The organism is Psychrobacillus sp. FSL K6-2836, from assembly GCF_038003085.1.
In the GTDB taxonomy this organism is placed as follows: Bacteria; Bacillota; Bacilli; order Bacillales_A; family Planococcaceae; genus Psychrobacillus.
In genome coordinates, this window is sequence record NZ_JBBOOM010000001.1 from 2,251,777 (window position 1) to 2,263,475 (window position 11,699).

The 11,699-nt window shown below is 33.6% G+C and carries 13 protein-coding genes; 8 read left to right on the plus strand and 5 right to left on the minus strand.

What is annotated here, in order from left to right; translation table 11 throughout:
• Positions 1–165 precede the first annotated feature (165 nt).
• A complete protein-coding gene (locus MKY37_RS10520; protein ID WP_340776787.1) occupies positions 166–882 on the plus strand; it encodes a sulfite exporter TauE/SafE family protein in 717 nt (238 codons plus the stop codon).
• Positions 883–961: 79 nt separating this feature from the next.
• Here MKY37_RS10520 and MKY37_RS10525 read toward each other — a convergent pair whose 3' ends face one another.
• Positions 962–1,495, minus strand: coding sequence for an ECF transporter S component (locus tag MKY37_RS10525; protein WP_340776789.1), 534 nt, complete (start codon positions 1,493–1,495; stop codon positions 962–964).
• 343 nt (positions 1,496–1,838) lie between these two features.
• Here MKY37_RS10525 and MKY37_RS10530 point away from each other — a divergent pair, with 343 nt between their 5' ends.
• The gene (locus MKY37_RS10530; RefSeq protein WP_340776791.1) at positions 1,839–2,390 is read left to right on the plus strand and encodes a GrpB family protein; all 552 of its coding nucleotides are present in this window, start codon (positions 1,839–1,841) and stop codon (positions 2,388–2,390) included.
• A 12-nt stretch (positions 2,391–2,402) separates the two neighbouring features.
• Positions 2,403–3,254 carry a hypothetical protein gene (locus tag MKY37_RS10535; protein ID WP_340776793.1) on the plus strand — a complete coding sequence of 284 codons (852 nt, stop codon included), beginning with the start codon at positions 2,403–2,405 and terminating at the stop codon, positions 3,252–3,254.
• 74 nt (positions 3,255–3,328) lie between these two features.
• Here the strand turns inward: MKY37_RS10535 and MKY37_RS10540 are convergent, their stop codons facing one another.
• Positions 3,329–4,519: a M14 family metallopeptidase gene (locus MKY37_RS10540; RefSeq protein WP_340776796.1), complete on the minus strand. Its 1,191-nt coding sequence runs from the start codon at positions 4,517–4,519 to the stop codon at positions 3,329–3,331.
• 190 nt (positions 4,520–4,709) lie between these two features.
• On the opposite strand from MKY37_RS10540, the gene MKY37_RS10545 reads away from it, so the two are divergent.
• Positions 4,710–5,285 (plus strand): bifunctional transcriptional activator/DNA repair enzyme AdaA, encoded by a 576-nt coding sequence (locus MKY37_RS10545; RefSeq protein ID WP_340779897.1) that lies wholly within the window; start codon positions 4,710–4,712, stop codon positions 5,283–5,285.
• Positions 5,278–5,766, plus strand: a complete 489-nt coding sequence (locus MKY37_RS10550; RefSeq protein ID WP_340776799.1) for a methylated-DNA--[protein]-cysteine S-methyltransferase — start codon at positions 5,278–5,280, stop codon at positions 5,764–5,766. The genes MKY37_RS10545 and MKY37_RS10550 overlap by 8 nt, the downstream gene beginning before the upstream one ends.
• 280 nt (positions 5,767–6,046) lie before the next feature.
• Here MKY37_RS10550 and pgeF read toward each other — a convergent pair whose 3' ends face one another.
• On the minus strand, positions 6,047–6,808 hold the full coding sequence (gene pgeF, locus MKY37_RS10555; RefSeq protein ID WP_340779898.1) for a peptidoglycan editing factor PgeF: 762 nt from the start codon (positions 6,806–6,808) through the stop codon (positions 6,047–6,049).
• A gap of 145 nt (positions 6,809–6,953) precedes the next feature.
• Between pgeF and MKY37_RS10560 the strand changes: the two genes are divergently transcribed.
• Both MKY37_RS10560 and MKY37_RS10565 read left to right on the plus strand, forming a co-directional pair.
• Positions 6,954–8,213 (plus strand): ATP-binding protein, encoded by a 1,260-nt coding sequence (locus tag MKY37_RS10560; RefSeq protein ID WP_340776801.1) that lies wholly within the window; start codon positions 6,954–6,956, stop codon positions 8,211–8,213.
• Between the two features lie 10 nt (positions 8,214–8,223).
• Positions 8,224–9,102: a response regulator gene (locus MKY37_RS10565; RefSeq protein WP_340779899.1), complete on the plus strand. Its 879-nt coding sequence runs from the start codon at positions 8,224–8,226 to the stop codon at positions 9,100–9,102.
• A gap of 345 nt (positions 9,103–9,447) precedes the next feature.
• Here the strand turns inward: MKY37_RS10565 and MKY37_RS10570 are convergent, their stop codons facing one another.
• Positions 9,448–9,579, minus strand: a complete 132-nt coding sequence (locus MKY37_RS10570; RefSeq protein WP_340776804.1) for a hypothetical protein — start codon at positions 9,577–9,579, stop codon at positions 9,448–9,450.
• Between the two features lies 1 nt (position 9,580).
• On the minus strand, positions 9,581–10,885 hold the full coding sequence (locus tag MKY37_RS10575; RefSeq protein ID WP_340776807.1) for a helix-turn-helix transcriptional regulator: 1,305 nt from the start codon (positions 10,883–10,885) through the stop codon (positions 9,581–9,583).
• A 450-nt stretch (positions 10,886–11,335) separates the two neighbouring features.
• On the opposite strand from MKY37_RS10575, the gene MKY37_RS10580 reads away from it, so the two are divergent.
• The gene (locus MKY37_RS10580; RefSeq protein ID WP_340776809.1) at positions 11,336–11,500 is read left to right on the plus strand and encodes a YvrJ family protein; all 165 of its coding nucleotides are present in this window, start codon (positions 11,336–11,338) and stop codon (positions 11,498–11,500) included.
• The last annotated feature ends 199 nt before the right edge of the window (positions 11,501–11,699 follow it).

Consider the following 11,699-nt stretch of genomic DNA (forward strand, 5'->3'; position numbering starts at 1 on the left):
ATAAATACAAAGGATACCTTGCGTTTAAGGTATCCTTTGTTCGTTTATCATTGATACAATATTTAAAGTGCAACCTTACGGAATAAGTTCAAGATACCATACTTCTGGACCGTTATACTTAAATGGTTTTTTATTCTATGTCTTATGTAAGAAAGTAGGTTTTATATGGATACAGTACTATTCTTTGCAATTATTTTAGTGGCCTCCATTCTCCAAACGAGTACCGGATTTGGTTTTTCTATTTTGGCTACTCCCTTCCTTCTTTTGATATTTGAACCAATGGAAGCAATACAAATTAACCTGTTGTTATCATTAGTTATTTCTGGTGCATTAATAACTAAGATTATAAAGGATATAGATTTTGACGTGTTAAAAAGATTTATACTTGGAAGTGTCACAGGACTGCCAATAGGAATTATTGTTTTTTTACTAATAGATATTAATAATATTAAATTGGGAATAAGTCTTATCATCTTAGTTTTAACAATAATGCTTATACTTAGATTTAGAATAAAACAGAATAAAAAAAGAGATTTGATTGTGGGCGGATTATCAGGTTCTCTAACAACAAGTATAGGGATGCCTGGACCACCTTTATTGTTATACTTTTCCGGTACAGATACTCAAAAAGAAAAGTTGCGGGGTACTACGCTGGCGTTTTATTTATTTATCTATTCAGTGAGTCTAATAATCCAAGTAATTTTTGCGGGAACAAGCAAAACAGTTTGGATATCTAGCGGAATTGCTTTACCAATTGTATTAATTGGACTGTACTTGGGTCAACTATTATTTAAGCGGATTAACCAAAAGCTATTTCGTATATTTACATATGTCATTTTGTTGTTTACGGGATTATATTTGCTTTTTGAGAGCTTGGGCTAGTTGAACAGGTGTTTAAACCATTAATAAAAATAAAAAGAAGGAGAATGCTTGATATATAAAGCATTCTCCACTTTTAAAGTTATTTAAAATATGGAATTTTTTTCATTACTACACAAACGGGGATGGCTACGCAAAGTCCTACAACATTTTGTACGATGTTCCCAGGAATAGAGGCCGCTGGTACAATCCAACTTTTAAATATGATTGCTTCTCCAAGATAATAGACACCTAGCATAAAAGGAATCGAAACAATCGTTGCAATTAAATTGAGTGCTAAACTACTTCCGTTGCGTCCCTTCGACCAAGCAATTTTACCCACGATATATCCTTGCAAGCCGCGTGCTAAAAACGTAATTGGTGCCCATAAAATCCAAGGACCTACTAAATCGAATAAACCCATACCAACAGCACCAGCAATAGCACCTTTTTTAGGACCAAATAAAATAGAAGAGATAAAGAGTACAGCTGTCCCAAGGTGAACTAAACCGCCGTTTGCTGTGATAGGTAATTTAATGTTTAACATAACTGTAGCAATGAAGACAAGGGCAATTAACATAGATGTAATAATTAAATCGAAAGTACGTGCCGGGGAATAGCTTATTGTTTTTTGCATAGTTAAAACCTTCCTTTTCAATGATTTTTATGAGTTAAGAATTACATTAACAAGAAATTGGTCTTTTTAAAAGTATCAATTTTACAAAAAATGTAGTGGTCAGTTTATAGAGGAATCGATCAAATTATATGTTTTCCTAAACAGTCTACGATTAAAAGAGGGTTGATTTATTAATTTACATAGTTAAAGGACTTTTAAATTGAATATCGAATATAAAATAAGGATAAATAATCTGAAGTGACGAGTCATTTGAGAATTGTGGGGGAAGGGATGCTTTAACTAAGTATCATTCATCTTCACCTATTAATTGATCAATTGAAACTTTGCCGAAGGGAACACAATTATGGAACAGAAAATAAAAATTGAGAGACATAATCCCGAGTGGGAAAAAACATTTCGTTGTTTATCTTCTATTTATCAAAAAAAATTAGGGAGCTTAATACTGTCTATTGAACATGTAGGTAGCACATCGGTAAAAGGATTAAGTTCTAAACCAATAATCGATATTGATATTGTCATCCAAAATAACCATCTACTTCCTCCAGTGATAAAAGGACTCGAGGAATTAGGTTACTATCATGAAGGAGATTTGGGAATTAAGAATAGGGAAGCTTTTGCCAGAACCAATCAAAATGTCCCAAAAGACAATGAAGGTACAATCTGGATGGCACATCATTTATATGTATGTCTTCAAAATAGCGAAGAATTAAAGCGTCATCTAATTTTTAGAGATTACTTACGGCAGAATCTCGATGCTGCACATGCATATGAAAGTTTAAAAAAAGAATTAGCGAGAAGTACAAATGACAGAGAATCTTATACGCGCGGAAAAGGAGATTTTATAGAGTCCATCTTAAATAATCCCAAGAGGATTCAAATATTTAAGAAAAGGTGAAATGAAGGAAGTGTGAACTATATAAAAACCTTTAAAAAGGGAGTGAAGAATATTATTAGTAAAGTTGCTCCTTATATTTTCATCATTGGCCTATTCTGTATAGTATTGGACGGGCTTTGGATTGTAGAGTCATATGATTCGATTGTTTCCTATCCAAGAGAGGCATTTGTTTATTTAATAGTAGGGATGTGTTTGATCGCTATCTCCTACTTCTTATTTAAATTTAAAAAGCCTCTAGATTTAGAAGTACAGAAAGGGTCTGAGCAGAAAGATAATAGAGTGTATATTCGTAGAGTATGGGATGAAAGAGATATATTGGGCGGGAGATTGGTAGTTGTTCTCTTAATCGTTTTAGTTATTATCTCCATTTTTGATTTTGGATTAGCCGTCAGTTTATTATCACCGATAATATTCTGTGGAATGGTTGTAGTAGCTTTTCTCTATTCGATGTACCATGATGATATGGAAATGGAAGATGACGAAAAATTAAAATCAAAAACCGCTAAATTTCGAAAGCTTATGAGTTTAATTGATTATAGAAATCATTTTTATAGCTTGTCTTTGTTTCTATTCATAGTAATAATTTTCTCCTACTTAATAACGAAAAAGCTAGGATATACATTTACTGAAATAAGTGGTGGTATGAATGTAATGACTTTAGAAGGTGGAATGTATTGCTTGTCTGGACTTATTTTTTTGTGTGGGTTCGTCTATATCATCCATCACGTGGACTTTTTGGGAATTCGACAGGCAAAACAGAATTATGAAAAGGTTCTAAGAATCCATTTTATAGAACTTATTTTTGTGGGAATAGTTTTCTTTATCTGGTTAATTTCTTTAGTGTTTGGATACCAGAGTCCATAGTCTAAGTTAAACAAATAAAGCCGGAAAAAGTGAGGTTGTATAAAACCACTTTTTCCAGCATTGTCTTTGAAACATTAAACGTACAGTCCTGCTAAAAAGATTCCCAATGCCTCTTCATAGATTTCATCAAATTGGGAGAGAGGCAGGGGATTTGTTCCTGTGCCGAGCTCGACAGTAAAGCCAGGTCTGCGCCAATCTTGGATAAACCAGTCCTTATAGCCAGCATAGCTATCAATTGTTTGTACAGGTTCGTATCCACTGACTCTACTAAACTCAGTAACCATTGCTTCGGACTCTGGTGGTTCGAGGTTTTCAAATCCCCAATAGATCACTTCTCCTTGTGTGTGAAATGCTAGTACTCTTGCAAAATCACGACTCCTTGTCAAATCTGCCATCGCAATTGCTTCTGGCTCCGATAATGGACTTTCTCCCCCATAATCTCTCGGACCCGGAACTTTAGGGTTTCGTGCTCGTTCTAGATCCCATTTCGCAGGAAATTGATCATTTAAGTCGACACCTCTGATATTTGCTTTCCATCCGGAAAAATCAGAGCTACCATTATTCCACTCAATCACTCTACTTCTCCAAGGGCTTTCATCAGGAACCCCATTTATCACGAGATCCACACCATCGGGATTCACCATTGGAACTAAGGACAATGAGGTTTGTGAATACAATGGGAAGGTATCAAGTCCACGAATAGCAGTTTGGTTAGTTAAGGACAATGCGTAATCATTTAAAAAGGTTAATAGGATGGGTGTCGTAATCCATTCATTCGCATGAAAGGAAGCATTGTAATGAACCTTTTTTTCACCACTGCCTATTAAAATTTCAGGCAATTGTCGATTTTCGACTGAATTACCGATAGCAGATACCAGTAAGAATGGATAAACAGTTTGTAATTGCCTAATATCATTCATCATCGTACTGTAATTGTAATTTTGCTTTCCGTTCACAATCCTCCAAGTTACTCTTACGGGAACGTTAATTGTCTGTCCGATTTGTAGTCGTATTGGATTGAGAGTAGGATTACTTAGAAGAAGTGCATCTAGTGGAAGATTTCTACTGCTAGCAATAGACCATAAGGAGTCTCCGGTTCTAATTTGATACTCAGTAGTAACGAATCCTGGAATTTGAATACGTGAACCTACCGAAAGTATTTGTGGGTTAATATTTCGGTTAGAATCAATAATAAGTCTAATAGGAATCCTGAATAATTGGCTATAATACCAAAGTGAATCCCCGGGTCTAACATATACATCCATGTCGTTCCCTCCTTTCGATGAAAAGACCAATCATAAAAGTATATGAAACTAAACGAGAAAAAGTGAGACGTAGTATGAAGGTCTAGTCATCCTCCGACCATAATAGCAAGAATGAGGTCGCCGTATTGTAGAACTGTTGATAGAATGGATTACAAGATATCAAATGAGGACGGTGAATATTTTGATTTTGATGAATACTCTCCATCTTTCCTTCGAGGAAATGTGGGATAAGATTATGACCTGCGATCGAATGTACGATGGACTATTTTACACGGCAGTTAAAACGACGAAAATATATTGCCGTCCTTCTTGTCGATCGAGAAAGCCCAAAATGAAAAACGTAGAATTTTTTCAGGGTATTCAAGAGGTTGAAAAAGCGGGATATCGTGCGTGTAAAAGGTGTAAGCCAGAGGTTGAGCACTCCCCCCATATAGAAGTTGTAAAAAAAGTCATTGGTTTTTTAGTTAATAACTATAAACAAAAGCTAGAGTTGCAGGAGATCGCAAATCATGTTGGGCTGAGTCCGTATTATTTGGAACGATTATTTAAAGAGGAAACTGGTGAAACCCCTCGTAGCTATTTAGAGAAAATCCGAATAGATAAAGCCGTCTATCTGTTGAAAAATACGAGCTTAACTAATTTAGAGGTTTGCTATGAAACTGGTTTCCAAAGCTCATCAAACTTTTATAAGGTTTTTCGGTGTTTACAAAACTGCTCCCCAAGTGAGTATAGAAAACAAAAAGACAAGGATGAGTTAGATGGATAAATTATATACAGTAGACTACAAATCACCAATTGGGATTTTAGAAATAAAAGGGACAGATCAAGCCATAAGTTCCATTCTTTTTGTAGAAAGAGAAGTAATGGAAAATACGTTGCAGGAGAATACTCCTCAGGTTCTAAAAGATTGCCTTGCTCAAATAGATGATTACTTTAAAGGAGAGCTGCATGAGTTTACCTTTCCATACGTGGTGAATGGAACTATTTTCCAACAGTCTGTGTGGAATGCTTTAAAAGGTATTTCCTATGCAGAAACAGGATCCTATAAAGATATTGCGATTTCTATTGGCAATGAAAAAGCAATACGCGCGGTAGGAAGTGCCAATGGTAAAAATAAGTTAACTATCGTAATACCCTGTCATCGAATCATTGGTACAAATGGTAAGCTAACAGGCTATGCAGGAGGCCTCTGGAGAAAAGAGTGGTTACTTCAGCATGAACAGAAGGTTAAAAACACAAGGTTATAAAAGGTAATTGGAAATAAATAAAGAGACTGGGACAGAAGTAGAAATTTTATTGGATAAGGAGAAAATTTTAGTAAATAATGGATATTTAATAAAATTGATTGAAATGGAGGGGCGACTCCTACAGGAATAGCGTGGCGCCTGAGACTACAGGCAGGCTCAGGCCACGCCCGTGGAAAGCATCCCTGGAATGGAAATCAATTTTATGCACAGCAAAAAAATAGCATTTTTCTCACAGAGAAAAATGCTATTTTGGGGTTCTGTCCCAGCCTCTTGTAGATGATTAATCTTTTCTCATTATAAAGCTTAAATGTCTTCCCGCTTGTTTATCTTCACGATAGGAGAATCCATCTGGACTCAAAAATGTGCAGGTAGGATCGATTGTAATTTGGTCAGAAGGGATTCCAGCAAGTTCGCATTGTTTTTTTACAGTCAACTGATTATCAATATGATATTTGTTGGTGGATTCCTTATAATACATAAAGTCATTGGCATAGCCCAAGTCTTTAAATTTTACATAGACATCTGCATCGACCTCAAATTTCTCTTGGCTTAGTGCAGCACCTATTTGAACATGGAAGTCACTTGGATTACAGTTTTCCACCTCCATTAAATGCTTAAATAGCTTGGGGGTAATTTCCTTAATCGTTCCTTGCCAACCCGAATGAATGACACCAATAAGACCATTTACGTTATTGTATAAAATAACTGGAACACAATCCGCAGTAAAGCTAGTTAGAACAATATTTGGTTCAAATGTATACAGGGCATCCGTATTAGCTATTGCTGTATCTTTCCTTCTGGCGCCAGATCCTTTATCTTCAAGTGTTACTCGATGAAAATGAACGCTATGAGTTTGATTGGCACAAACGAAATTATCAATCCCACAAGATAGAGAAGTTGCTAACTTTTTACGGTTTTCTAAAATATGCTCTGGATTTATACATGCATGTAAAGCCATATTTCCCTGTTCTAATTCCTTTTTATCCTTCATTGTCATCCCTGCGATTATCTTTTCATTGTTTACATACATTTTTATCTTCATATGATCACCTAATGTCACTATATAATAGTGTGTTTTAAATGTATAGGAAATACAATACTACCAATGTGGTCTTCGTCTAAAGTTGACCTGGAAATGTTATACTCATACTATTAAATACATACATCCATACATACAGGAGAGTTTTATGGTTATTAAACGACATCAAATAGTCTCTAATAAATGGAGTGCCTTGGCAATAACAATATTATTTACTGTACTTGCTAGTGAATTTAAAGTTATTCCTTTCAATGGGGAAGACTTCCGTTTTGGATTAGGAAGTGCTGCTTTCTTCTTTCTTTTGTTAATACTTCAGCCAGCCTCGTATGTCTTCACTGGTCTTTTTACAGGAGTTGCTGTTGTAGTTGTACGAATCGGGAAAGATATGTTATTCACGAATGATGCTTTTGGGCTAATCTTTGAGAATCATTTACCCGCATTTTTATTTTATTTACTATTTGCAGTTGGTTTAAGTGTTATAAAGTTAGAACGTTTCAAAACTGCGCCTCTTTTACTTGGAGCAGTTGCTACAGCAATTGAGTTTACGGCTAATGGTGTGGAACATATTGGTCGTTATTTGTTAGTAAGCGATTTGCATTTTGAGTTTCAAGAATGGGTATTATTAGCATTAGTAGCCATTTTTCGAAGTTATTTTGTAGTAGGTTTATATAGTTCCATTACAATAATGGAACAAAACAAGCGTATGCAGGAAATGCTAGAAGTTGGTTCCAATCTATATGCAGAAACACTTTATTTACAAAAGTCGATGAATCATATTGAACAAATTACTGCATCTAGCTACGATTTATATCGTCAGCTAAAAAAACAAGAATGTCATTCTTTAAGTATTCAAGCACTGCATGTTTCGCAGGAAATTCATGAGGTGAAAAAGGATTCCCAACGTATTTTAGCAGGATTGGAGAAAATTACAAAAGCTAAAATGGAGAAACGTTATTTTCTTTCAGAGATACTCCAACTTGTTATTCATGCCAATGAAAAATATAGTGAATTGTTGAAAAAACGAATTGTTATTCACTCTACTATTTCAATTGATTTTGAAACGGAGCAGCAAATTCCGTTATTGGCAATATTGAATAATCTGGTTGCGAATGCAGTAGAAGCAATTTTCTATGACGGAGATATTTATATAGATATGTATGAGGAGTCTCACAATACGTGGTTTGTGATTGAAGATACTGGCAAAGGTATTCCAGATGAAGATCAAGTAATTGTTTTTGAACCAGGCTATACAACTAAGTTCAATGATCAGGGAGTAGCTGCAACGGGTATTGGGCTATCTCACACAAAAGAAATTATTCTTACATTGGAAGGCAATATACACATTAAATCACACGAAAAGGGTGTTATTTTCAAAGTTAACATTCCAACAAAAAACTTGAGAAGGTGAGGGAGGAACACTGCGCTATTATATTGTAGACGATGATTCAGCAAGCCGATTGATGCTTAAAAAAATCATAACAGAGGGAGAGCTGGGACTAGTTGTTGGTGAAGCGGAAAATGGGGTGGAAAGTATATCACCAATTCTCACAACAGAGCCGGATGTTGTTCTCATTGATTTTCTAATGCCAGAATTAGATGGACTTGAAATGATTGATCAATTGAAAAGTAAGGGATTTGAAGGGCAATTTATAATGATTTCGCAAGTTGTCAATAAAGAGATGGTGGGAGAAGCATATATAAAAGGTATTGAGTTTTTTATACATAAGCCGATTAATCGTGTGGAGGTTCAGAGCATTTTAACGAAAACAGCAGAACAATTTCGTTTGAAGGATTCTCTCAGGGCGATAAAAGATTCCTTATCAAATATTGGTTCTTTAAAGCCAGTGCAAAAAAAGCAAAATGTTAGAGAGATTGTTAGCTCGAAGCTAAGCGACATGGGGATAGTGGGTGAGGTAGGATGCAATGATCTGATCTCGATAGTGGAAATCCTTATTCATCATAGTAATCCTTTGAACAAATTTCCCCCCTTAAAAGATATATATGAATCGCTTGCGGTGAAACAGGATGCGGGAGATATAAAAAAAGAAATGAAGGCAATCGAACAGCGAATACGAAGAACTATATTATCTGCTATGCAACATATGGCTACAATTGGTGCCATTGATAATACAAACTCGGAATTCGAGCATTATGCGCCACGATACTTCGATTTTCAAGAGATTCGAAAACTAACAATTGAAATTGGAGAAAATAGGGTAAATACTTCTAAAATTAAGGTAAATATAAAAAAATATCTTCAAGTACTTTATTTGGAAGTAGTAGAAAATTATAAATAATCTAAGGTTAAATTTACATCGTAAATATAAATGTAGAATACTGTATGATTTTACAAGTTGCCCATATACTACTAGTTAATCTAATCTGTTTTTCAGAAAGTGGTTACAAGTAGGAACAGTGGGTATTCCACTGGAAGGTTTAGTCAATTGTTATGGCTAAGTGGGAAGGTCGATTCGACCAACAAAAAGAAGAAGAGTATTATCTTTCTTTAGAAAAAACGGTTTTATATATCTTTGTTGAGTGAAATAAGCCGTTTTCTAAAGCAACAATCAGTAAAACCGGCTATCCACTTGGATGACCGGTTTTATTAGTAATCTACGCAGAAAACACAGTGGAAAGTTGTTTTAAATAAATGAATTTCCTATAGATGTTGGTCTTGGGGTTTCTTCTTCACCAATATGTTTTATGTTTGTTGTAAAGCTTAAAGCCAAGATGACAATGCTTGATAGGGTTAGTAATACAATTTTCTTTTTCACCTTATAAATCCTCCCATTTATTAATAAATTTTTGTTTAAATAGAATCTGATTTGATTTTTGATAATATAAACTTGCAGCTTTAAATTTGTTTTGTTTAAAAAGGTAATCTGCTAACAAAATGGAATACTTTTGAACATGTCGTTCATCCTGTTCTTGTTCAAAGTAATTAATAGCTTCCTTTAATATCATTTCAAGTTCGTCAGTTGAATTATGATAATTCTTATATATTTCTAAGTGAAAATAATAAGAAATATATTCTTTGCTAGAGTTTTTCTCTCCCACTATTTTATCTAAGCCTTTCTTACACCATTCGAGGACCTGTTGATGATCGGACTGTTTGGAATACTCTTTTATAACAGATAGAATTGTTAATAAATACCCATCGGTGTTACAACCTTCTTCCTTAATTTTTAAACTAAGATTATAAAACTCGATTGCTTTTTCATGACTCCCCTGGATTGCATATAATGAACCTAAATTTTGATAGATCACCTCCTCATAATTAATCAGTCTATAATCTATTGCCAGTTTCCCTGCTAAATTATAGTTTTTTTCTGCTTCTTCGTATTTTCTCATTTTTTTATGTGCAATTCCTATAACGATGTAATTATCAATCGCTCTTTCAAATAAAAGATTGTCCTTATAATAAAGTAATGATTTTGACGCATAATTTATAGCGTTAAAAAATTCATTACATTTAAAGTACGTTAAGCTTAGTACATTATTAAAATCTGCTATTTCCCATTCTTCATTGATCCCATTATTTATGAATTTTAATGACTTTTCCAATTGATTTAATGCATCTTGATAATTTCCATTCAAATAATGATAAAGGCCAAGATTTAAATTAATAATAAACTTTTGTTTATCATCTATATCATCTTTTATTTTCGCAATTACGTTAAAGGTAGATTGGAGGATATCCTTCTCTTCATCCAGTATTAACAAGAGACGAAACATATAAATGTGATAACTATAGTAATTATTAAGTTGTAAAAAATATAGCTTTTGGCTGGTGAATTTATGCAAGGATTCTCTTATAAATTCCTTATCCCTTTTCAGAATTCCAGTTTTGTACAGTTCACATAACGAAACAATAACTTTGTTTTCTTTTTCATTGGATACTTGATTTATTTCTATATTTAGTTTTTTAAGTAAAAACGTTATTACTTCTTCACTTGGTACGGTTAAATTATTTTCTATTTTACTTAAGTAGGATGTAGAGCAGATTCCCTTGGCCAATGTTGTTTGTTTCATACTTTGGTTTAATCTTTCTGATTTTATTATATGACCTATACTACTCATTTTCTTCACCCCTTATGAATTAGTAATGTACTAATTCTTGAAAAAAGCTAAATACCCTTTTTCAATCGTTCGACTCAAAATGACTAATGCGTTGTAGAAAAACATAGAAAGTGGTAGAAGATTGTCGAATATAGGTAGTATAATTATCCGAATTTTATTATAAAATATTAAAATTTCATCATATTATGAAATTCGTTTGAGTTAGGTATTAATAGTCTAAGGACATAAAGCATATTTCCCAACTTATAATTATTCTAAAAATGATAAAAATTTAGTATAATATAATAAATATTAAATAATTTATACAAAGGTAATTTTAAAATTAAGTAGAAGTGTGATTTTCTATTTTAGGGACAAGTCAGTCAAAAGATTATAGTTATTTAATTGGTTTTACTCAACAGGTATATCGCTGCTTGTGGAATGGTAAAAACTAGGGAAAGGGGGATACTCATGATTGGGGAGGAAAATATTATACAATTAATTGGAAACTTCGGATTTCCCATTGTAGTCACTATTTATTTGTTGCATCGATTTGAAAATAAAATAGACTCTCTTGAAAATACCATTCACAATATAGCAAATGTTGTTAACAATAGTATAGAAAAAAGAAAGTGACTTGTAACACAGATGAAACTGATGTCCTGTTGATAATATAAATTGTTAAAGACGAAACTGCACTTTTGGAAGTTAAGCTTATTTTCACTTTGGATTCACGATTTTCTTTAATGAAGATGAAAGAAGTGAAAAGTAATCCATCCCGAGTGTTAACTCAAAAAATGGATTACTTTTTTCATGTCAATAATGAGTATATTTT